Origin of the sequence: Gordonia otitidis, assembly GCF_020735545.1 — a bacterium.
GTDB classification, from domain to species: domain Bacteria; phylum Actinomycetota; class Actinomycetes; order Mycobacteriales; family Mycobacteriaceae; genus Gordonia; species Gordonia otitidis.
Window position 1 is genome coordinate 1,613,938 of the sequence record NZ_CP085974.1, and the last position, 21,520, is coordinate 1,635,457.

General features: G+C 63.1%; 26 protein-coding genes. 13 read left to right on the forward strand and 13 right to left on the reverse strand.

The genetic code is table 11. The features are described from left to right. Window positions 1–38: 38 nt before the first annotated feature. From LK459_RS07390 to LK459_RS07405, 4 genes are all read left to right on the forward strand, one after another. Window positions 39–656 carry a hypothetical protein gene (locus LK459_RS07390; RefSeq protein ID WP_227922429.1) on the forward strand — a complete coding sequence of 206 codons (618 nt, stop codon included), beginning with the start codon at window positions 39–41 and terminating at the stop codon, window positions 654–656. A 50-nt stretch (window positions 657–706) separates the two neighbouring features. After that, complete coding sequence (locus LK459_RS07395) at window positions 707–1,429, forward strand: DUF2786 domain-containing protein (protein WP_227922432.1); 723 nt, start codon at window positions 707–709, stop codon at window positions 1,427–1,429. A 129-nt stretch (window positions 1,430–1,558) separates the two neighbouring features. After that, window positions 1,559–2,152: a hypothetical protein gene (locus LK459_RS07400; protein ID WP_227922433.1), complete on the forward strand. Its 594-nt coding sequence runs from the start codon at window positions 1,559–1,561 to the stop codon at window positions 2,150–2,152. A gap of 183 nt (window positions 2,153–2,335) precedes the next feature. Beyond that, entirely contained in the window at window positions 2,336–3,616 is a 1,281-nt protein-coding gene (locus LK459_RS07405; protein WP_227922435.1) for a DNA cytosine methyltransferase, read from the forward strand. Here LK459_RS07405 and LK459_RS07410 read toward each other — a convergent pair. Continuing rightward, window positions 3,613–4,698, reverse strand: coding sequence for a PDDEXK family nuclease (locus tag LK459_RS07410; RefSeq protein WP_227922436.1), 1,086 nt, complete (start codon window positions 4,696–4,698; stop codon window positions 3,613–3,615). The two genes, LK459_RS07405 and LK459_RS07410, sit on opposite strands and share 4 nt — an antisense overlap. A 48-nt stretch (window positions 4,699–4,746) precedes the next feature. On the opposite strand from LK459_RS07410, the gene LK459_RS07415 reads away from it, so the two are divergent. Next, window positions 4,747–5,013 (forward strand): hypothetical protein, encoded by a 267-nt coding sequence (locus tag LK459_RS07415; protein ID WP_227922438.1) that lies wholly within the window; start codon window positions 4,747–4,749, stop codon window positions 5,011–5,013. Here the strand turns inward: LK459_RS07415 and LK459_RS07420 are convergent. Both LK459_RS07420 and LK459_RS07425 read right to left on the reverse strand, forming a co-directional pair. Next, a complete protein-coding gene (locus tag LK459_RS07420) occupies window positions 4,988–5,608 on the reverse strand; it encodes a hypothetical protein (RefSeq protein ID WP_227922440.1) in 621 nt (206 codons plus the stop codon). The two genes, LK459_RS07415 and LK459_RS07420, sit on opposite strands and share 26 nt — an antisense overlap. A 199-nt stretch (window positions 5,609–5,807) precedes the next feature. Next, entirely contained in the window at window positions 5,808–7,433 is a 1,626-nt protein-coding gene (locus tag LK459_RS07425) for a DUF6119 family protein (protein ID WP_227922441.1), read from the reverse strand. Between the two features lie 291 nt (window positions 7,434–7,724). Between LK459_RS07425 and LK459_RS07430 the strand changes: the two genes are divergently transcribed. Next, window positions 7,725–9,059 (forward strand): cutinase family protein, encoded by a 1,335-nt coding sequence (locus tag LK459_RS07430; RefSeq protein WP_227922444.1) that lies wholly within the window; start codon window positions 7,725–7,727, stop codon window positions 9,057–9,059. A 367-nt stretch (window positions 9,060–9,426) separates the two neighbouring features. On the opposite strand, the gene LK459_RS07435 is transcribed toward LK459_RS07430, so the two are convergent. After that, window positions 9,427–9,672, reverse strand: a complete 246-nt coding sequence (locus LK459_RS07435) for a helix-turn-helix domain-containing protein (RefSeq protein WP_227922445.1) — start codon at window positions 9,670–9,672, stop codon at window positions 9,427–9,429. 125 nt (window positions 9,673–9,797) lie between these two features. On the opposite strand from LK459_RS07435, the gene LK459_RS07440 reads away from it, so the two are divergent. From LK459_RS07440 to LK459_RS07450, 3 genes are all read left to right on the forward strand, one after another. Then, window positions 9,798–10,628, forward strand: coding sequence for a DUF2786 domain-containing protein (locus LK459_RS07440; RefSeq protein WP_227923612.1), 831 nt, complete (start codon window positions 9,798–9,800; stop codon window positions 10,626–10,628). Continuing rightward, window positions 10,625–11,116 (forward strand): TIGR04338 family metallohydrolase, encoded by a 492-nt coding sequence (locus tag LK459_RS07445; RefSeq protein WP_227922447.1) that lies wholly within the window; start codon window positions 10,625–10,627, stop codon window positions 11,114–11,116. Before LK459_RS07440 ends, LK459_RS07445 begins: the two co-directional genes overlap by 4 nt. Window positions 11,117–11,205: 89 nt before the next feature. Next, window positions 11,206–11,844 (forward strand): hypothetical protein, encoded by a 639-nt coding sequence (locus tag LK459_RS07450; protein WP_227922449.1) that lies wholly within the window; start codon window positions 11,206–11,208, stop codon window positions 11,842–11,844. A 309-nt stretch (window positions 11,845–12,153) separates the two neighbouring features. On the opposite strand, the gene LK459_RS07455 is transcribed toward LK459_RS07450, so the two are convergent. Together LK459_RS07455 and LK459_RS07460 are read right to left on the reverse strand one after the other, a co-directional pair. Further along, complete coding sequence (locus LK459_RS07455) at window positions 12,154–13,494, reverse strand: hypothetical protein (protein WP_227922450.1); 1,341 nt, start codon at window positions 13,492–13,494, stop codon at window positions 12,154–12,156. A 139-nt stretch (window positions 13,495–13,633) separates the two neighbouring features. Beyond that, window positions 13,634–14,434 (reverse strand): HNH endonuclease, encoded by an 801-nt coding sequence (locus LK459_RS07460; protein ID WP_227922452.1) that lies wholly within the window; start codon window positions 14,432–14,434, stop codon window positions 13,634–13,636. Window positions 14,435–14,638: 204 nt separating this feature from the next. Between LK459_RS07460 and LK459_RS07465 the strand changes: the two genes are divergently transcribed. Further along, window positions 14,639–15,208 carry a recombinase family protein gene (locus tag LK459_RS07465; RefSeq protein WP_227922455.1) on the forward strand — a complete coding sequence of 190 codons (570 nt, stop codon included), beginning with the start codon at window positions 14,639–14,641 and terminating at the stop codon, window positions 15,206–15,208. Then, window positions 15,205–15,879, forward strand: a complete 675-nt coding sequence (locus LK459_RS07470; protein WP_227922456.1) for a GreA/GreB family elongation factor — start codon at window positions 15,205–15,207, stop codon at window positions 15,877–15,879. Before LK459_RS07465 ends, LK459_RS07470 begins: the two co-directional genes overlap by 4 nt. Here LK459_RS07470 and LK459_RS07475 read toward each other — a convergent pair. The 4 genes from LK459_RS07475 to LK459_RS23260 form a co-directional block, all read right to left on the reverse strand. Next, a complete protein-coding gene (locus LK459_RS07475; protein WP_227922458.1) occupies window positions 15,863–16,525 on the reverse strand; it encodes a uracil-DNA glycosylase in 663 nt (220 codons plus the stop codon). The two genes, LK459_RS07470 and LK459_RS07475, sit on opposite strands and share 17 nt — an antisense overlap. Before the next feature lie 79 nt (window positions 16,526–16,604). Continuing rightward, on the reverse strand, window positions 16,605–17,393 hold the full coding sequence (locus LK459_RS07480; protein ID WP_227922460.1) for a hypothetical protein: 789 nt from the start codon (window positions 17,391–17,393) through the stop codon (window positions 16,605–16,607). Window positions 17,394–17,526: 133 nt separating this feature from the next. Beyond that, on the reverse strand, window positions 17,527–17,883 hold the full coding sequence (locus tag LK459_RS07485; protein WP_227922463.1) for a hypothetical protein: 357 nt from the start codon (window positions 17,881–17,883) through the stop codon (window positions 17,527–17,529). Window positions 17,884–17,887: 4 nt separating this feature from the next. After that, window positions 17,888–18,073, reverse strand: coding sequence for a DUF2510 domain-containing protein (locus LK459_RS23260; protein ID WP_227922465.1), 186 nt, complete (start codon window positions 18,071–18,073; stop codon window positions 17,888–17,890). Between the two features lie 240 nt (window positions 18,074–18,313). On the opposite strand from LK459_RS23260, the gene LK459_RS07495 reads away from it, so the two are divergent. Together LK459_RS07495 and LK459_RS07500 are read left to right on the forward strand one after the other, a co-directional pair. Continuing rightward, window positions 18,314–18,604: a helix-turn-helix domain-containing protein gene (locus LK459_RS07495; RefSeq protein ID WP_227922468.1), complete on the forward strand. Its 291-nt coding sequence runs from the start codon at window positions 18,314–18,316 to the stop codon at window positions 18,602–18,604. 192 nt (window positions 18,605–18,796) lie between these two features. Further along, window positions 18,797–19,699, forward strand: a complete 903-nt coding sequence (locus tag LK459_RS07500) for a hypothetical protein (RefSeq protein ID WP_227922470.1) — start codon at window positions 18,797–18,799, stop codon at window positions 19,697–19,699. 166 nt (window positions 19,700–19,865) lie between these two features. Here LK459_RS07500 and LK459_RS07505 read toward each other — a convergent pair whose 3' ends face one another. From LK459_RS07505 to LK459_RS07515, 3 genes are read right to left on the reverse strand one after another with little or no spacing between them, the layout of a single operon-like run. Beyond that, on the reverse strand, window positions 19,866–20,426 hold the full coding sequence (locus LK459_RS07505; protein ID WP_227922472.1) for a hypothetical protein: 561 nt from the start codon (window positions 20,424–20,426) through the stop codon (window positions 19,866–19,868). Beyond that, window positions 20,383–20,850: a helix-turn-helix domain-containing protein gene (locus LK459_RS07510; protein ID WP_227922473.1), complete on the reverse strand. Its 468-nt coding sequence runs from the start codon at window positions 20,848–20,850 to the stop codon at window positions 20,383–20,385. Before LK459_RS07510 ends, LK459_RS07505 begins: the two co-directional genes overlap by 44 nt. Window positions 20,851–20,875: 25 nt before the next feature. After that, window positions 20,876–21,454 (reverse strand): hypothetical protein, encoded by a 579-nt coding sequence (locus LK459_RS07515; RefSeq protein WP_227922475.1) that lies wholly within the window; start codon window positions 21,452–21,454, stop codon window positions 20,876–20,878. Window positions 21,455–21,520 lie beyond the last annotated feature (66 nt).

Genomic DNA, 21,520 nt, shown 5'->3' on the forward strand with positions numbered 1-21,520 from the left:
GCTGCCGTACCTGCCGGGCCCGTGCGAGGTTGGCCGCGATGACGCCTGAACAGCGCGTCGCAGACTTGACCGCCCGCCTTAACCTCTACGACCAGGCCCACAGGGACCGCAAGCCCTACGATCCGTATCGCGACTTGATCGGACCGAGCGTCGGCGTCGACATAGAGCAAACCGTGCAGCACCTGCACCCGCATCTCGCCGAAGATGCCCAACCAGGCTCGCCCGACAATCCTGACGACGACACTGAGTTCGTTTCTGCCGACGGTCAATTCGTCGTCCGGCGCGAGAACAGCGAGTGGCAGTGGTCGCACCATCCGAACCACTGCACCGACTGTGAGCCCACCGAGTACGACGACGAGGACCACGGCGACTTCGAGCGCGACGAGATCGGCTTCGAGCCTCCGGCTCCCGAACACCCTTACCTCGAGATCGAGCCGCGCGCAGATCCTTACGCCTTGCCCATCGATCGGGCCATGCGCCAGGCCGCAGAGGCGTGGGCGGCGACGGCTGATGGCCCGGCAACCTTGATCGGCATCTACCCCGACAGAGAGTCGGCACAAGCCGCGCTGCGGTACCGGGACATGGACCCGTCGACGGTCACGATGTGGGAGGCGTCGGGCAGTGCACACGTGCTGGTGTTCCATGCTGGCGACTGACACGCCCCCGACGATCCAATTCCGTTGACACCCATTTAGATAGGAGCCTCATGGACGAGCGCGCCCGAAAGATGCAAACGAAGGTCGCCAAGCTGCTTCGTCAGGCAGAAGACGTGGCCGGGACGCCCGAGGAGGCGGTGTTTCAGGCCAAGGCTTTCGAGCTGGTCGCCAGGTACGGGCTCTCGATGATCGCCATCGACCAGGCCAGGAACGGTCTGGACGTGACCACCGAGAGACCCCGAGCGGTCGAGTGGGCCGTCAAGATCGACGGCAAGTACATTCCGCAGCAGTCGATGCTGCTGTTCGGGATGATCCAGAGATTGCACTGCGATGTCGTCTACATCCCGCACCGCAGTCACTACGAGGTCTTTGTCTACGGGCTCCCCCGCCACCTCGACCGGGTGCGCTTCCTCTGGGAGATTCTCCAGCCACAGATGCTGCGGCTGGTCGAGCACGTCCGTCCGGCGGAAGAGGGCCGCACCAGGTTCACCGCTACCGAGACGCTCCGGTACCGACGTTCGTGGGTCGCCGGGTTCGGCGAGAGAGTGCGGACGCGGATCGAGGACCAGGAGGAGAAAGTGATCGACTCCGCGGGCGGAGCCGCGCTGGTGCTCTACCGGCGCGATGCCGAACTCGCCACCGCCGCGCTGGAGGCGGCGAACCCCCGCACCTGCAGAAGATCCGGATCGGAGATGTCTTACAACTCAGCCGGCTACGCCCACGGTCAGCGCGACGGCGCGAGCGCCGCGATGAACCGCTCGCTGACCGACTAGATCCTGGCCATGACGACATCAGCCGGTGCCGTCGTTTATTCGCACGGATGACCACCCGCTCAACGCGAGCATCGACGGTAGGCTCCACCTGGCGATATGCTGGCCGTCGAACCGTCCCCGGGGGCCACCATGTCGACGACTTTGCCGATCCCGGCACTCGCGAGTGCGCTACCGCACCTCGCGCGACTCGCCGCGCCCCCGCCGCCAACCGTGCCCCTGGACCTGCCCCGGCTGCGGGTCACGACGCTCGGCCCTGCCAGCGGGGGTTCGACCCTGGCAGACGTGCACCATGTTCTCGGTCGGGGTGCCAACATCATCGACGCCCAGCATCTCGTGTGTTTCCCCGGCTACGAGTTCTGCACCTACGAGCCGCAGATCATGACCCTAGCTGCGATGGTGGACCAGGCCCAGCATGTGGGTCGGGGCGGTGGCCAGGGTCACGTCCTGGTGGTCTACCGCGGCGGAGGGATCGACTACAGCCGTTCACTGCGATCCATCGACGCCGACCGGAATGCGCTGCTGCAGTTGGCGATTCAGTTGACGAACCTCGGCGTGATCGTGGTCTTCGGCATGGGCCACGCGAGCGACTCGTGCTTGCCGCCGGGATACCTGCCGCTCGGCATCATCGAGGAGATCACGCCGTCCTCCGCGTGTGAGCGCATCCTGCGCGATCTCGTATCGGCGGGTGAGTCCGCTGCGCCGATCGCGCCAGGCGGCGGTTGAGCTCGGCGGACCAGCCGGCGACCTCGTGAGCAGCGCCTCGATGTAGGCGCGCCGCTCTTCGGGCGTCATCTCACAAAGTTCTTCGATCGGTGCTGTATCTAGCGGCTTGTTGATAACCAACTCCATAACTAACACTCCGCGCCGTCCGCGTTCCGAGAGAACGATCCCGCCTACGATGACCACATGACTACACGGCTGAAAACCGTCTCGTTGTTCTCTGGCGCTGGAGGGCTCGACGCTGGCCTAGACTCGGTGGGCGCTTTCGACCTCCTCGCGTGTATTGAGGTTGACTCACAGTTCTGCGCCACGCTGGAGCGCAATCGCGACGACGGCCTGTTCGGTTCCAGGGAGACCCAAGTCATTTGCGCGGATCTGTCCGAGCTCGATCCGTTCGATCTCATGGACCGCTTAGGACTTGAACCGGGTCAGCTTGACCTCCTGGTTGGAGGTCCGCCGTGTCAATCGTTCAGTACTGCTGGTCGCCGAGGGACTGTAGAAGACCCTCGCGGTCTTCTGCTGTGGGACTTTCTTAGGTTCGTTGACGCGTTGAAACCCCGGTACTTCTTGATGGAGAACGTGAGGGGTCTACTCTCTGCTGCGTTGCGCCACAGGCCAATCGCAGATCGTCCAGAACGGGGCGGTCCGCCGCTCGCAGATGACGAACTGCCTGGTTCTGTCATGGACTCATGGATCACTGATCTTCTCAAAATCGATTCGTCGGCGTACAGAGCGGACCTGTTCGAAGTCAACTCGGTCAACTACGGGGCCCCACAACTACGCGAACGGGTGCTGATCTTCGGCAACCGACGGTCACAGGTGCTCGATTTTCCTGCACCAACGCACGGAGAGGACGGGCAGCCGTACCGTAGCCTCGCCGACGCTCTCGACGGATTCACCGAGGAAGAGCAAGTGCTCATGGACTTCAGTCCACGTAAGAAGAGCTTCTTGCGTCAGGTTCCGCCGGGAGGTAACTGGCGGATGTTGCCTGATGAGGTCGCACGCGAGTCGATGGGGAAGGCGTACTTCGCTAAGGGTGGTCGGTCCGGTTGGTGGAGACGACTGTCATGGGATCTTCCGTGTCCCACCATAACCACTCTCCCGAATCACTCAAGCACGAGTATGTGTCACCCTGCCGAGGTGCGCGTTCTGTCCGTGGGCGAGTGCGCCCGCATCCAGGAGTTTCCAGACGGGTGGACGTTCGTTGGCTCTCCCCAGCAGCAAATGAAACAGGTCGGCAACGCCGTTCCTGCGCGTCTCGGGTCAGTCGCGGGGCAGGTGCTGGTCGATGCCGCAGCAAAGGATGATGGCGGAGCCGAGGAGATGCCGCCATTTCGGCGGACGTACTTGAAGTCGCATGTCCGCACCCGCCAGTGGTATAAGGCGGGTCAAGCATTCGTATGGGACGGTGCGGGTGGATCGGCGGAGTACTCAGCGAAGCGACCTGTCCAAGACAAGTTGTTCTAGTTCTGCACGTCGTCAAAGAACGCATTGATCGCAGCCGCCAGCCAGGTCAGTTCAGTGATGCCTAATTCTCGTCCGATCCATGACGGCAGTGCGTCGCCCTCGGGAAACCTGATCTGCTTCATCGCATCACCCAGCAGGTCTAACCGCTCGTTCAACGCAGCACCGATGTCTGCCTGCGTGTTTGCCCGTCGGAGTGCCACCGCGAGACCCAGAAGCACTTCAAGGAACGCATGTTGTGTCAGCGACGGATTCTCGGGGTTGGCCACGTAGGCCCAGTAGTCCACACCGATCGACCGTGACACACGGACAGTGCCATCCGGGTTTGACAGCACACCTGGTCGATTCTGTCGGTCGACCTCCGCGAATCCCGCCGTCGTGAGCTTCTGAAGAATCTGGTTCTCTTTATTGTTCGTGGCTCGGTCGGTGCCATATGTGAGCCCTATTACAACATCGATTCCATCGACGCCGTAGTTGTCGACGCTGGCCCGCAGCCATTCTCGGTGATTGTCGCGGATCGCGGTAAACATCCCTCCGACCTGAGTGTCATTGATGGTCGAAGTGCCGCTCTTGATTGTGAGCAGGTGTCGCCGTCCGCCATCGACGCAGGCTGCATCGATCTCGCGCCAAATCGAATCCACGCGCTTCATCGACTTCTCTTCGTTGGACAGCCCTTTGAGTAGGGCGAACTCGGCGAGCTTCTCTTCTGGTTCCGCCCATCGCGTCGCACCGGTCAAGTCGGTCGGATACTGACGCATCACGACCGATTCAATAGACTTACCGAACGAAGTTTCGAGTCCCATATAGAGCTTGATGTCGACCAAGAACTTCGAGAGAGCGTGTAGATCATCTAGCTGGAGCGCACCTGCGGTGGCCATCAACACGTAAGGACTGGTTCGATAGTCCGCGAGCTTTGACTTGCTGCGGATAGCTTTCGGTAGGTTGAGTGAGATGTACGTCTCCATCGCCGTCGCAATTCGTTCGACTGTGTCGGGATTTACCGAGTGGAACCAGCGGGATACCTCATCTACGTCATAGGTTCTTGTCTTCTTGATCGCCTTGTAGAAGCCGCGTGGGGAAGTCATATGGGCAAGATAGACCAGCTAACAGGGAGCCTGCGGCATACTCGTCAGATGAGCGATTCGTTCACACTCGACGGCTTCGAGCCCGAGCACGTCTGGACAGCCGTGCGCTACGGCCGTCCCTGGAACGGCTGGGCCACGCCGGTCGTCACCCGTGAGGTGCTGGAGTCGGTCATCGCCGCAGCCGAGGGCGAGACCCTGCACTTCATCGACACCACCGCCGTGATCTCCGGCGACAAGCTGCGCCCCGACGCCGACGGCAACTACGACCTCGGCCAGATTGGCTGGTGCTTCATCGAGACGGATCGTTGGGGGTGACCATGAACTTCCACCCGCTCACCCCGTTGACGAGATCGTGCAGGAGCTCGCCTCGAAGCACCCCCTCGATTAGGGGCTTGACGACCGCGGGAAAACTTCCGCCGTAGATCACCTTCTCTGGGCCCACCACTTCGATCCCCGGGTTCCGCGCGGTCACCGCGTCGACGTACTTCTTCGTCCCACCGAAGCATAGGCTCAGGACAATCCCGCGGGCTGAGATCACCGGTTGGCCGAGCTCGATGCCGTTCGCGACGCCGCTGTCGAAAGTTGCCGGACTGTCGTCGTCGCCATTCCCGTGCCCGTCGAGCACGACCAGGTCGTACGGCTCCTCCCCGCGCCGGTCCAGTTGCGTGATGGCGGTTTGCAGGCTGTGCGGCGAGTTGCCGCGTGCCACGACCTCGCACCCGGCCGTGGATGCGGCCCACTTGTACAGTCGCGAACTCGATGCCGCGACAACCAGAACGCGCTTACCGGGGTACACGTCGAGCACTATATCGATCACCCCGAGCGGCACCACGTCCGCAAGCCGGTCGGTGAACGGACACTCCTGACGACCAAACCCCGACCAGCTATGAATGGTGTCCGTAAGCCCCATCCGATGGCGTGTCGCACTCAGGGAGCTGCCGAGGGCGAGACGCTGCACTTCATCGAGACCCCCGCGGTCATCTCCGGCGACAAGGTGAGCGCTCCGACGCCGAACGGCAACTACGGACCTCGGCCAGATCGGCCGGTGCTTCATCGAGACAGACCGGTGGGGGTGACCCGGTACGGCAGCTTATGTCAGCCCGGCCCGGTCATTCCTTGAGCACCGAGACGATCGATAGGTCAACGCCCCGTGACTTCAGCGACCGGTCCTGTCGTCCCAGATTCACCTGCGTGAAGGTGAACAACGACTCGGCGTCTATCACCGCACCCTCCTTCGCAAGGACGACCACGACCCTCTTCGGTTTGGACTCGTACCGCGTTGAATCCTTACCCTGCTCGCGAATACGTTTGCGTAGATCGCCACGGGCTTTCTTATCGTGTGTGAGGACCTCCGTGGAGACGAGTGCCTGTGCCAGTAGGTGACTGGCCGGAGCCGACGACTGGACGTGCTTGACGTGGACGAACGTGCCGTGGTCCAGCAGGATGTCGCACGCCTCGAACCGCCCTTTCGTCGTCTCACCCTTGATCAACTTCCGATCGAGCAGGAGTCCACCGACGGCCTGGGCAACTCTCTCGTTGTAGCCGGCCTCATCCATGCCCGATTCCCAGCGCGGCAGGTTCGCGATCGGAGTCGGTCTCGCGAAAATCTCACGGGTCCGTTCGGCGACCGTCTCCGCGTAGCTCTGGTCCATCAGGTACCAGCGCCCGCTGTGCAGGAAGTATCTGCGGTCGTCCCTCTCCACCTCGAACGTCAGCCACTTCCTCACCGGCATTCGGGAACTCACGAGGCTATCGGAGTCGGCGCTCTCATATAGGTACACGCCGATCTCGCCGAGTCGCTTGCCCCAGACGCTCTGGTCCGACTTCCTGACAGGGGTTAGCAGGTCGTCGAGCGTGGGCAATCCGTCCTGCACCTCGCGATAGCCGGAGTGCGTGACCTTGAATCCCTGCGCCAGTCCGAACTCGTCGACGGCCTCATGGGGCCAGGCGATGCCCAGTCGTTTCGGCGCTTCCTCGGCGATCGCCTCGACGAGTGCGTTGTCGAGACTCTCGATCAGAGGCTTGTCCTTGATCAAGACCAACCTCTCCAGGTCCGCCAGTTCCTCGCTCGCGGGAGCCTTGTCGAGAATTGCCACGAGCTTGTCGAGATCGGCTATGAACTCGTAGGGCTTCTTTGACATCGGGATGCTGAGCGCGTCGGCGCCCCGTATCGTCACGGCCTTTCCGCCGGACCCGATTCCCGCGACCGCTCCCGACGTGACGATCCGTGTGGCCAATTCACCGATGTCCTCGAAACCGAAGCTGCGCAGTGACGCGCCAACGGGTATCGACGACCGATCCGTCTTCGCGGATTCGTCCAATGTCACTTTGGTGATCGAGTTCAGCCGAGTCGGGTCGGCGCCCCGGATAGCGACCCTCTGGCCGAAACCGGCGTCCACGTATCGCTGATCGAGTAGTTGGAACCCCATCCCGAACGTGACGGCCCACGCGAACGGCTCAGCCGACTCGTTGTTCGACCCCGGTATCACCAGCACAGCGGCGGGAACCCCGGTCGTCAGATCGACACTCGCCCCCGACAGGCCCTTCACGGTCTCGGCCCACTTCACGGTTTTCTCCGGCGTCTGGCCCCAGTGGAGGACGGCCTGGCGGTCGCCGACTACCACCAACTGCTCGCCGAAGTTCGAGTACTTCTCACGGATCACCTTGGCCAGGGACGGATAGCCGATCAAGCGGTAGAGGGTCATGCGTGTCTCGGTGCTGTTCTTACGCGCCATGCTGTCGCTCCGTGCGCCGCATCATGACGCGAACTGTACGAGGCGTGAGAACCGCCGCACCCCCGCCACGCGGGGGCGTCTGGGAATCGAACCCGGTGATCACTCGATCGAGCTACATCCAGGAAGCCGGTGAGACACCGGGCGCCCCGAGCGCGCAGACCCGTGCCGTCCAAACGTACGAATCCGCGACTTCGGGCTGGTGGCCCTACGGTCCTCGTGCGAGGCTTTCTCCGAATGGCACATCTTCCCGAGGAAGGGTCTCGCTCAATGGCGCGATTTAGTCTGCATTGTTTGTTTGCGATCACGATGCTGGCGTCGGCGGTGGGCGCGGCTTTGGTTGCGGCGGCGCCAGCGGCCGCATCGACCATCGCTCCGTTCAAGGCGTTAGAGGGCAAGATCACCGTTGAAATAACCGACGACGGATACCTTCAGGTGACCGGGGAGGGTTTCCGCCCCGGAATCGGGGGACCTCGCGAGTGCCAACTGACGGTGCGGAACGGGTTCGGCTATTCAACGGCCGCGCGAGCAAACGTATCCGCTAGCGGTACGTGGTTCGCTCGCCACCCGGACAAGCTCTCCACTGTGTACGAAACCGGAGCTTGGATCAGCTGCTTCCTGCCCGATAACAGCGGTGGTGCGCAGGTTGTTGAATACAACAATGACACCATTCTGAGGTTGAAGTACGACGGGCAGCCGCTGAAGGTGTCGTCGGAGGCGGCGGGGTACGTGCCGACCAACCCGAGCCCGACACCAACTCCGACACCCACTCCAACGACTCCGACGCCCACTCCAGGTGCGCCGCAGACTAAGAAGTCGTGTTACAACCCGAATTCTGGTGAGGAGTTGGCCGACATCATCTACATAGGTGTGCGCGGTTCAGGCCAGACCTCCGGCATGGGAGAGCAGGTGTGGAACTACTACCAGCAGTCGTTGCAACCTGCGGCCAAGCGAGCCGGGCGCACCACCGTCTTCAAGAATATCGACTACTCGTCAGCCAATGTGGCGGCTATGCTTCCGAATCCAGCGGTTTACAAGGGAAGTTACGACGCAGGGCTACAAGTTTTGAGATCGAAACTTCGCTTGATCTTCAACGAACTCATCTGGGCCAGCGAAAAGGGAGTCAACTGTCGCAACGCCAAGGTCGTACTTGGTGGATACTCGCAGGGCGCGCTGATTGTCCACCGATTCTTGCAGGACCCTACATGGCTCGAGGAATCAGGCCATCGACTCGCTCTGGGCTCGTATTGGGGTGGTGCAATTCTCTTTGCCGACCCTGATCAGTTTCGTGGCGATGGTCTGAACAAGAGCCCCTCCAGCAGTCTTGCCATGGGCATCGCGCAAGAGTTCCCGGGAACTGGAGCGTCTCGGAAGAAGCCGACTGGTGCGTACGCCAGCAACTCGTACTCGATCTGCGTGGCGGGTGACGTGGTCTGCGACTACTCACTCGTTAAAACAGTCGGGACTTGGGCGGGACCAATTGCTGCCCCTGGGCTGGTCGCCCAGCTTGTGGCCGCCGGAGTCGCCATCCACACCAGTGCTTACAAGTCGCAGGCTTCTCCGCCCTACTACGGCGTTGCCGCGGCCGATCTCACCCGAAAGGTGGTCGCTAACTCGGCCCCGAAGTGACCGGTCACTGCAGCTTGGACATCCAAGATCGAGCTCAACGATCGGATACTTTGCAACCGTCCGTGGGCCGGTCGGTGACAGTACATTTCGACGTGCCGAAACCACCTTTGGAAGGCGTTCGCAAGCCCAGTTCGCGCCAATGCTCAGCGATGGGAGGGTGACGGCAACTCCCTACTGGCGCCCTGGATTCGGCAGCGTCACCCGATAGACCATCGGGACGGCCGCAGCTGAACTTCGCGGTCCCGGCTCTCACGTATCAGTATTCGCATGCGCCCTAACCCGTCTCGTGGTGTGCTCTCCCGCTGGAGTCACGTCACGGACATCCCATAGCGCCGCGATTCATGTGCTCACGCGACCACTGGCAGCGTCAGAGCTTGTAGCGGAGCGATGATTCCGTGGTGAGGCTCTCCATGAGTTTCGCCCTTCGCTGTACCCAGTCGTCGAGACACTTGCGCGACCAGCCGCGCACCGGCCTCGGCGAGCCTTCGCCTATCACCACGTCGGCAGGTGGGAGGCGCCCTCGCCGCTGCATCGACCGCGCCGTCTCGACTGGCACGCCGAGGTACTCGGCGACCTGGGAGATCGAGAGCCCATAGCTGACCATGCACGACATGCTAGCACCTTTACCGGTGCGCTTCATGTGCGTCTAACTGGTCAAATAGTTGACAGTGAACCGGTACCGGTGCATTCTTGGAGATGCCACATACGACGATGGCGGACGACACCGAGGAGCACGACATGCGTGACGACAAGTTCTTGACCCGAATCAGCGGGCTGCTGCGCCAGGCCGAGGGGACCGACAACGAGCACGAGGCGCAGGCCTTCATGCAGGCGGCCCAGCGACTGGCGACCGCGTCTTCGATCGATCTCGCCGTGGCGCGTGCCCACGACCCGGCCGCGCGCAAGCGCTCGGCCCCGTTGTCGAGGCGGATCGCCGTAGGCGAAAAGGGCAAGCGCGGGCTGCGCACCTTCGTCGAGTTGTTCTTGGCGATCGCTCGCGCCAACGATGTGCAGGTCGACATCGCCCACGACTCCACCTACGTCATCGCATTCGGGTTTGAGGCCGACATCGACGCGGTCGAGGCGCTCTACTCCTCGCTCGTGGTGCAGATGGTCGCCGCCAGCAGCGCCTACCTGCGTTCGGGCGAATACAAGTCGGAGACGGTGCAGCGCCTGGTCACCAAGCGCAATGATTGGGGCCGTCCGTACCGGGTGGTCGAGGACAAGCCGGTGGCGGCGAGCACCGCGCGCATCAACTTCCAGTCCGCGTTCGCCGAGCGGATCGGCGCCAGGCTGACAGACGCCCGGAATGAGGCACGGGAGGAGGCCGTCGCCCGCGAACGAGCCGACGCGGCGCCGGCATCGACCGCCATCGCCTTACGCAACAAGGAGATCGAGGTCGCTAATTTCCACAAGCAGACCTCCGATGCCCGGGGCTCCTGGCGCGGCTCTCGCGCCTCGGCCGGCTACTCCGACGGCGCCCGGCGCGCCGGGGACAGTGCCGGTCGCAGTGCCCGCATCAGCGGACAGGGTTCCTTCGGTGGCGCTCGCGGAGCGATCGGATCATGACCGCCACGACGCTGCTGGACGTTGGCCGCGCGCGTCTGTACGCGGCAGAGGACATGGCGCTGCGCCTCTTCGACCACGGCGGCACCGTCCAGCTGGCAGGGGCCGAACTGACGCTGCCGCCCGAGGCTCGGTTCGCCTCGGTGGACTCGGTCGACGACTACGTCCGCCGAGTCCTGGCGATGCCTACGGTCGCCCAGTCGTGGCCGCGGGCATCGGTAACGGTGCGTGTGCGGCCCCGGCGCGGTCACCGAAAGGCCCACTACGAGCCTGATACCCACGTCATCGCCGTCCCGGACTCGCCGTCCGGCCGGTGGGCGCTGCGGGAACTGGTCGTCCTCCACGAGATCGCCCACCACCTCGACGACTCCAGCGGTGCCGGGCACGGTCCCGGGTTCGCTCGCACGCTGATCGAGCTCGTTGGCCTCGTGCTCGGTCCCGAGGCCGGGTTGGTCTACCGAGTGATATTCGCCGATGGCGGTGTCGCTTGACCATCAGTCAGGACCACACGAACGCGCCCGGCCGCGAGACGCCCCGAGTTACGAATCAACCTCACATCCCGCAAGAAAGGGCAGACGCAATGAAGAAGAAGACGATCCCCGCCGGCACCAGGAATCAGTACGGCTACATCATGGGCAACAGCGAGCGGATCAACGCCGAGCGATGCCCCACACCGCTTGACCGCTGCCTGTCCGTGCACGACCACCAGGGAATGACCAAGAAGGAACTCGACGCATTCATCGGTCCCGAAACGCCCGACGAGCACCCAGTGCTAACCGAAGAGCAAATGTTGATCGCCATCAGTGGCTCACGTTCGCTCGACTACGCTGCCGTCGGTCCCGGCGCGACTTCACATGACGAACCGGTACCGGTCGCCGACGCCTGGAAGATCCCCGACGGACTCTCACCGAAGGGCCGCGCGGTCGCCGAGGTGATCGCTCAATTCCTGGCCGAGCACGATGCTACGGATGACGGCGGCGGCGGCTTCCGCAGCCCGCAGGAGTGGGCCGAGCGCGGCGAGCGATGGGGAACAGGGTCGCTGTTAATCCTCCTTCACGACGGCGGCGAACATGCCGGGGCCTTCGACGAAGAGCAAGACTACGAGTCTGGCCTGGGTGGGCCGATGTACCGCCTGCTGTCCTCGATGGGCGTCTACGCAGAGCTTTGCGACACGTGGTACTCGGCGATCTACCCGAAACGTGCGCGTAAGCGGCGGTAGACCGCTGCCTCGTGGCAGCAACGAAAGAGATGACTCTACGGCATGGCACACGCCGAGAGGGATCGACTGGAGCGCGCAGTCGACCCCTCTCTCGGTCACCTCGCTTATGGTCGCGAATGATGTATTCGACGGCGATTCATCGCATGACTGACCGCGTGTTGACGACGCCTACGCGTAATCGAGGTCATCGCACTGGGGTACACCCACACGAGACGGCGAACTCGCCTGCGTATCGCGTCAAACAGTGCCGTAGACACTACGGTTGACATCGTCTGGCGGGCCTCGTAGGCGCGAACGAGACCGGCGACGTCAGTCAGCGTTGGTCGATGCCGAGTACCACTGCACGAAGAGCCGGTGGGCACAGCTCGCGAGGCTCTCAAGCTCATCCGGCGTGGCCGGCTCCGACTTGGGACCGAGCGACCAATCGAAGTATCCCTGCGCGAGCCACGGATCATCCGGCAGGAACTTTTTGACGAGCGGTAGCTTGTTCTTCCCCACCCCCTGTCGGCCATTGCCGGCTCGACCTTGTCGGAGGCGGAATCGCGCGAGGTCACCTTGGATGACCTCGTCGCGAAGGACTATCAGATGGTTCAGCCACTCCGGCGCGACGTCTGCCGTATCGGCGGCGGGGAAGTCCGCGGCCGTCGGCCTGGTCTCGATGCCGACGTGGAACTCGAACTGAAGGTCCCCTGAGTTCGTGGGCATGCCGCGCCCAACTACCTGGATCTGTCCACGCAGACGTCGACTGTCGGGCAGGTGTGGGCTCCAGACCGTGATTGCCGACATCCCGCTTCCGCCCCGGCCGACTGCGACCTTCCACTCGGGTCCGAATTGCTCACCGAGTGACTGGGCAAGCGGCCTCAACATTCGCTCAACAGTCACCTTCTGGATAGGTACGGCCTCAATATCGTCTAGGCGCAATCGAGGAGCCGTGAAACAACTGATGACCTCAGTCCAGGTGAGTACGCCTTGAACGTGTTCCTCGTATACTCCGGCGTCGGCCTTGTCGAGCACCAGTAGGAAGAGATAGTCGACGGCGCGGAGTTGCTTGGACATCTGCGCGTCGGAGAGTTCGTGGTCGAGCTTCGCCTCGATCCCGATCGTCCGGCCTTCGTCGAGGTGCAAGACGATGTCGAGGCGGGCGGTGCTCTCGCACTCGACTCGTTCAACCTCGAGATGCGCAACGTCGTCGGGCAAGTCTCGGGCGAGGCGGTCGAGAAGTCGCTTTGGATCGTGCCGTATTTCGGCGGCGAGCGCCCGGGTGATCATGGGTTCGGTGGTGAAGATGCCCGTCGCGTCCGTGGCGTAACGCCGCTCGAAGCCAGGCAGCGCCATGCACACGTCCTCTACTGTCGCATCGCTTCGCGCATTGACAGCTGCCGCGATGTCACGCACCTGCGGGTAGTCCTCTGTGAACGGCCGCCCGTACCCGCAGAAACGCCATTCACGCGCGAGGTAGAACGCCCACCCCCTTAAAAGATCGATACCCGCCCACTCCGGAATCTCGCCGTCGCGGTCATATACCTCGACTAGCGGCCGCAGCACAGTGATGAGTTCTCCGGGACTACCGGAAATACGTGTGTACCCGTTGTATCGATGCGCCCACTCGAATACATCGTGGTCGAACTCTTCTGCTCTAGTGCCGTCCATAGCTGGAAAGATAGCCCGCAGGTACGACGTTTAGCTCTGCTTCGAAGAGGTGCCAGCTACTTAGTAGGGGCGTGACTAGCGTCGTCCGGTTCACTGGGTCTCGGAAGACCCGTTCGGTTCGGTTGGCATTTGTGGCCCCCTACTGGACAGCACTACTGCCGGCGCGGAGAGGAGCTACCTGCGCGGCCCCAGGCGCAGGCTCGAACCGACCCCCAGCCGCATCCCAGACTAAGAGTCCCGCGTCGTAGGCGCGATGATGATTCAGGCACATGGGGCGCATGTTGTCGACGCTCGCCGCACCACCCTGCGAATCGGCGATGAGGTGTGCAGCCTCGATGATCTGCGGGACGTCCAATCCGCAGTACGCACAGGCGGTTCCGTAGTGCGCGAGCGTCTGTCTGCGAAGCTCTGGTTGATGAAGTCGTTGGGCCACGACACGTTCGGCATAGCGACGCTCTAGATCTGCGAACTCAGCCCCATCAGCCTCGGCACCACTCGCGTCCAAGTCCCTCACGGCGGCAGGGCAGTCGACATCGCCGAAGTCGGGGCTGTGTTTGTCGTTCGACCACGAATTGTCGCGCCGGGCGGCCGCGTACGTTCTCGCTTGCCCGGCGCATTCAACACCCTCGAACACCACGCTACGACCTGTGATCGGCGTGGCCTCGCTGGTGCCTGCCACTGAGACCGCGTAGTAGCGAGGAATCCAGTGCCCACCGACCTTCTCGGCGATCACGCCTCGCGTTGCTTTGATCGCCTTCCTCGGGACGACACCACTGTTCGCTTCTTTGCGGAGGGTTACCCAGTAGGCGGCGAGCTCCCCGGGATCGTCACTCTCAGCCTCGGGTATCCAATGCTTCCAGCAGAAGTGCCGCGGGGAGTTCCACAGGCCGTAGTGCCGCGCGAGGTCGACCGGGTCGTTGGCATCATTCCTTATGGCCACGGACATAATGTGCCACGGAGTTCCGACGACCAATGACCGTTCAACAAACGGTCGGTTGCCGACGATCTGAACATCGCACCGCTCCCACCGGTCAGTCGCGCCCGAACAGTCCTCAAGCGTTCGAAAACCCGTTCATTTACTGGTAGTGTCGAGTGTGCCGCCGAAGCCATCGGTGAACACCTTTGATGAACAGGAGGCCTCGTGATGGGCGATCTCGTCGGACTCGTCCGGGTCAGTACCAAGGACCAAGAGGTCCAGCGTCAGCACGACGCGCTCGACCCGATCTGTGTGAAGGTGTTTGAGGAGAAGGTCTCGGGCAAGCTCAACGTCGACCACCGACCCGGCCTGAAGGCGGCTCTGGACTACCTACGTCCCGGCGACATGCTCACGGTGCTGGAGGTCGACCGCCTCGGCCGCAACCTGCCGGAGGGGCTGAGCGTGCTGGCCGACCTGTTCGCCCGCGGCGTCGGCGTGAAGGTCCTCGAAGGCATCGCGGCCGGCGAGCACACCGAACGCAGCTTCGTGCTCGACATGGCCCTGGCCATCGCCGAGGACCGGCGCCGCGACATCGCCCGCAAGACCCGCAGTGGCCTGGAGGCCGCACGCCGGCGCGGCGTGGTCGGTGGCCGACCCAGCGTCGTCGACGACGACAAGCGCGCGGCCATCCTGGCCCGCCGCGACCGCGACGAGTCGATCCGTGAGATCGCCGCCGGAGTCGGGGTCTCGGTGGGGACGGTGCACAAAGTGCTCATGGAGAACGGTGCGGCGGCGTGACAGGCGCACCCGTTGGTGAAGGAAAATGGCCCTCCATAGGTGACCGCGTCGTGGAGGTGCTGGGTGAGGTGAGCTACGAGTTCATATACGACTCGAAGGCCCGGGACTACGACGAGCAGTTGAGGAAGCAGGCTGAACAGATTCGCGAACTCGAAGCCAAGCTCGACGATTGCCGCGACGAGTGGGAACGGCTTGAGGACTACCGACGTTACGACGAGCAGCTCCGTCAGTTGCGGGTGGAGTCGGGAGCGGTGGCGTTCGACAGAGCAAACCGTATCAAGTCTCGGGGTGCCTTCGACCGCGAGCTGGCACAGTACGAACTCGAACAGCATCGCCTCGCGGGCTTGGCCTCGCAGGCCGTTCACCGTGACCTGGATGACAAGCTCACGCGATACTTCAGGGATCGTGACCACGTCGCCGCCGAGGGTTCCACGGACGACAGAGTGCTGCCCGGGTCGATTGTCACTATCGTTCACCCGCGCGGTCGGCAGTACACGTTCGTGCTCACCGCCCGAACGACCGACTCGACATATCCGACCGAGGGGTACTCCTCAAAGATCGGTAAGGCGGTGATGCGCAAGCGCGTCGGGGACACAGTCCTTGAGCACCGGGAAGGTTTCTCCAAGATCACCGCTATCACGCCGGGCTTCCGCCTCACACTGTCGGAATAGACCCCAGCTTCGCCCTAAGTCTTTCCGCGACATCCTCGAGCGCCGTGTGGAATGCCTGCCGTCGGTCTGGGTCGGCGAGGCCGCGCTGCGAGCAGTGCGGCACCTTGCCGCCTGGGACGAATTGGTCCGGTCGGTACAGGACGCGTTGGATGCCAGCTCGGTCCCAGCCGTCGCGGGCCGCGTATCCGAGCAGCAGCACGATCTCGAGATGCGGCAGCCGATCGACGAGTTCGCGGGTCCACCGGGCACCGCGGCCGCGCTCTCCGGGGGTCGAGCCGCCATTGGTGTCCGCGACGGGAAACGGCACGACGTTCCAATGCACGACGTCTGACCAGTCGATGCCGTGCTCAGCGTAGGCCTCTCGGCAGTTTCGCGCGGTCCGGTCATCGTTGTCGAGACTCAGTAGCCCCGACCCCGTGCCCGCCTCGGCTCTCGATGACGGGTTGTCAAGCAGCACCAGCATCCTGGCGTTGACGCCACCGACATCGGGATCGACGTAAGGGACATGGCCACGCGGAATATCGAGATAGTCAGCTATCTCGTCGGCAAGCGCATTCAGCGGCGCAACGTGCGGATCGCGGATGCGCGCCATCTTCTCGGCTACGACAGCAGGGTCAGCGTTTCGTCCAAACACGTCCGCTAGCATCGCATCCGAATGCACCCAGCGGTGCCCTAGCGAAGCAGCCTGCGCTCGTTTCGTCTAGTCGATCGACACGTCTCGAACACTAAGTCCTGGGAATCATGAGTTCGCACAGCATGTCCTCGATCGAATGCGCGAGATCGCTGATGGGAGCGAGGGTGTCGGCGCCGTCGCCCCAGCCGGTGTTGTCGGCTCGTCGCTGGTCGACTGCCCACGCTCGGTTAGTCGTGCCCTCGGCGATGACTCGCAGCTGCGAGAAGTCCGGCCATTGTTCGCGCGGCACTGCGGCCTGGTAGTCGGCCTCGCGGTGGACGTACATCATCTCCGCGTCGGGGTCGACGTAGTCGATCCATAGCTCGGACATTGTCGGCATGTCCGGAATCGCGAGGAGTCCCTGCTCCCACGAGTCGAGCATGAAGCCGTCGTGGAACTCAGTCGCGAGATCACCCAACACTGACCGGACCGAATCCCACCACGCTGGCAACTCCTGTCGAAACGGTTGGCGTCCGATCCAGGCGTTGAATGGCACGACGTGGTCTAGGTCCCGAGTGATGTACACCAGCGCGATCTCGGTGGTGTCATAGCCGGCACGGTCGCCCAGCTGGAAGCCTCGAACTACGTGGTGCGGAGTCGTCATCCGTGACAGCCCGACTTGAATCAGGTTCTCCTCCAAGAAGTCTGCGACACGAGGAAGGCGCGGGCACAGCTGCCGCCACAGCGAGGCGACGGCTTCTCCCGCTTCATCGCCAGAGGTCACCAACTCCCGCCAGATCGCGGGCATGCCCCGCGCCTCCTGAGCAGTCAAGTCGTCGAGCGCCTGGTAGGTCGCGTGCCACGTCCCGTAGAAAGACCTGCGAATCTCATCGAACTTCACACGCACATCCTCCGAACTCGCTTACGTGGGGCCATCGTTGTTCAGCTGCGCCGTCACTCGGAAGCAGGTGCCCCGTGTCCCATGCGCGAGCGGCCTACGAGATCGCTTGTTCACCCTGCACCAGCCCGCCAGATCACGAGTTCGGGCGATACTCCGGTGCGTCGTCGAAGACGATCTCGAACGTGCCCGCCTCCGCCGATCGGATGAAGTCGTCGATGCTGTCGGCCTGCACGGTGGTGCCCTCCCAACCGTCGTAGCCAGGGTAGAAGGACACGACCGGGCTGTCGTCGCCGACGCGCGTATCCAGCATGAGCCGGCCCGAACCCCCGTCACCGGCGATCATCGCCGCACCGATGCGTGGCACCCACTCGTAGTAGGCGTTGGTCACATCGGCGATGTCGGCGGGAGTGAAGATGTCCAGGTACTCCTCGCCCTCGGCGAACTCGAGGACGCTCGGCCCGGTCAGGTAGGCGACCCATCGCGGCGGCAACGGCTCACCGAGTGCCTCCTCGGCCGCTCACGCCGACTAGCACCCCGACGATGAGTAATGTGCGCCGCTGAGACGACTGTGCCGACGACGCGGCCAGTGGGGTTGTATGCGCTGACCACGACTGCCCGTCCCACCAACGCATCTGGGTTCTCGACTGTGGATCGGGATACCAGCCTGGGGGTTGGTTCATGCTCAATCCGCACCTTTCCGCGAGGAGCACTCATTGTGAACGAGAGCGCGACCACGGCGCAGCAAAACGCAACGACCGGCGAAACGCCGCCATGCCATTCACCTGACCGACCGACGCGTCGCTGGTGCCTACATCCCCGATGATCGGACATACTGTGTCTCTGTGTCGCTAGCGACACAGAGATTGCAGACACCGAGGGAGACATGCAGCAGACCTGCAGCGACATGGGACGATCATCGGGTGCCAGTGCCCGACGACGCCCTCACGCCAGACCAACTGGCGGTGCGAGCTGTGCGTAGGAACGCGCTGGCCCAGGCGTTGGTCGCGGCCAGGCAGCGAGCGGGCCTGACTCAGGAGCGGCTCGCAGAAACGAGCGGTCTATCGAGGTCGGCCATCGCCCGGCTCGAGGCAGGCGAGGCGAGCATCAGCAGCGACCGCATCTGGGATTTGGCCAAGGCGCTCGGCACCCGACCGAGCGAGCTCTACGCTGCGGCCGAATCCGATCAGGCTGCTGCCGAGACACTCGAATAGCCGCACAACCCGCATGCCCTCCCTCTGACGACAACGAGGGGACGACACACCATGCCCGATATAGATCTGTACGTCATTCACCGGCTGGACCGGAGACAACCGCCGGAGGCTCTCGCCGCACAGCTGACGGATGAGCTGTCTCGCACCGATCCACGAGACCAGCTGGCGCGCAGCCGAATTGAGACTGCGCGCGTGATCCTCGGTGACCCGCAGCGGCGCGCACGGTACGACCAGCAGCTGGATGATCCGGCTGCACCGCCCATCACCGAGGCGACTCTGGCTGCTCTATCCGGTCGGCCTGCGCCGACCGCACCTCGCCGAGTTCTATCGAAACCGGTCGCGGCTCTGGTCGCGATCACCGCGGTCGTGGTTGTTATCGCGCTGGTAGGCATCATCGTCGCGCTGACCAGTGGTGGTGACGACAAGAGCACAACGAATGCCGCCAACCCGGGTGCAGGACAGAGTTCAGCGTTCAGATGCTGGGTCGACGAGACCAGCAGCAGGTATGAGAACATCGACGGTCTGCGCCAAGCCAAGTGGGATGAAACCTGGACCCGCAACGGGTCCAGGCAGCCGACGCGAGTTGTGATGCTCACCGACCAATACGATCTGCCGCCGCAGCTGTCGGCGCTGGTCACGCAGGTTGCCGACCTGTCCGACCCGATCGACGCAGTCCGGCTGACTCAGTACGCCGACAAGAACGTCGGCGTCGGCGCGGGCCGGTTGGGCGCCAACTCTGTCAACGCGCCCGCGAACGAGACACTGTCCATCTTCGACCAATCTGGCCGAGTCGTCTCCACCGCTACCTACAGCGGCCAAACCTTCGGCAATCAGCCCGCCGCAGAGGCGACCGCCAACGACTACGGCTACTACCGCATCGAGGCCAAGAGCGGCATCGACATTCCCGCCGCGGCGAAGGGCCAGCAGAAGAACCAGACCGCGGCCCTGAGCATCCTCCGCGATCAGTTCGACAACACGAAGCTATGGGTTCTGCTGCTCGGTGGGACCAAGCTGTATCGCGCCACCTTGTTCGCATCTGATGATTGGACCAAGTTGGGCCAGTCCGCAGATGTGAGCCACTGCGAACCGAAGTAACTGGTAGAGAGACTATTTCGTCGGTCAGGGTTTGAACGTGCGCCGTTCGGATGGCCTTGTGCAACGGCAGAGTCGCGCCGCGACGACGAAGTGCGGGAGCGAGCTGATCGACGCGCTCTGCGAAGCTCGGCTGCTTACCAGGCCAACGTAACCCGGGCCGCACTCATCAACCAGCGGAGCTGGCTGCCTCGTCTCGCGAATGCCTGCCCCGGGTCTGCTCCTCGTCATCGCCAGCCTCGGACGCCTCCGAGAACGCCGGGTGCTTGAGCAGCATGCCCTGCATGGTAATGAACGGAAAACGTGGTGGACGTTCGTCGACCTCCCTACACATGCGGGTGAACCCGCTCTCGACGTAGGGAAGTAGGAACGGCAGCACGTACTCCGAACCGAACTCTCGCAACTCGTCAAAAGTCAATTGGAGATCGGTATCGAGCACGACTTGCGCAGCCTCCTCGAACTCGACGAGATGGCCGGGGAGCTTCGAGGACGCCTTGAGTGAGATCACGAACCAATCGCCCTTGTTCTGGCCGATGTAAGGCGTGAGGGCTATGCCGCCGGTGTCGTTGTCATTTGGTGCGTCATCCCGGTCCGCGCGGTAGGCGCGAGCAACCGCAACGAAGGTGTGGTGATCAATGGAGGTCGTTTTGTCCCAAATCTCGCCAGGGGGGCGATGCTCGGTGCTGTTACTGATAGGCACAGAACTGCTCACCAGATTGATCAGTGACACGATCAGAAGAGGCCATCGGTATCAGCCTGAACTCGCATCGAGCCGGTTCGGGCAGTGCGCCGTCGGCCTCCTCGTGCGGGTTCCACATGAGGAACACCTTCCGAGGATCGACTGCGTGAATATGGTCGTGGAAGGCGGGGCTGAGCATGACGAAATGCCGGTACTCGGCACCGATTGAGGCCGCGTACCGCCGAATCGTAGACAGACGTGGGTCAGCGCCGGGGCGTTCAAACTGGCTGACAGCTGTCTTGTGCCGCCCCCAGGCGCGGCCCAACTCTTCCTGTGTGTAGCCCGCCGCGTGCCTGAGCGCGACGAGCTGAGTCAGAAACAGTTCGTCGGCGCGAGCCAGGTCGGCAGCGAGGTCGGCTTCGGCGGAGTCTGGGCCCAAGCCGAATTCATCGGCAAGTTCCTCGAAGATTCCCATGCGGTAGAGAATAACCTCTACTCGCTCAGCGTGTAAGTCGGTTGCCAGATCGGGCATCGCGCCACTTGGAGAACTCGGCCTTCGACTGGCCTATGTGGACAGACTGAATGTCGCGCCATTCGTCGGAGACTTTGCCAGAGGGTTTACGCGCGAAGACCAGCCACAACAGCAAGGCGGGTTCGACCAGGGGTGCGGCGAAGTACATGCGGAACTGCCACCCGAAGATGTCGGTCTCACCCTCGCCGTCGATGGTGACGGGGTGCCGAAGCTCACCCAGTTGATTTTCGTTGCCTTCGAGCGGGAAACACCACTCAGAATCCCGGTCGCCCCGTAGTCCGCTGCCATGGACACAACCTTGCTTGGCGCGGTTCTTCAGGTCGATCAGGTCACGGAACAACGTGGCCACAAGGCGACGCCGGATCTCGAACTCATTCCCCGACAGCGCGACGCCGTTATCGTCGGCGGTGAATTCGGCGCGGACCTCCTCCAGCAGTCGACGCGCCTGCTTCTTGAAGCACTCAGTCTCCTCGTCCATGGTGCGCCCGCTGAAAGTGCGACGGAATGGCTCATACAGCCGGAGATCCCCATCGTTGTCACCACTCACAGACAAGTCCCATCCGTCGTTTCGCCTGATCGGCAAGCTTACTGCGCACCTCCGACAGCCCTCGCG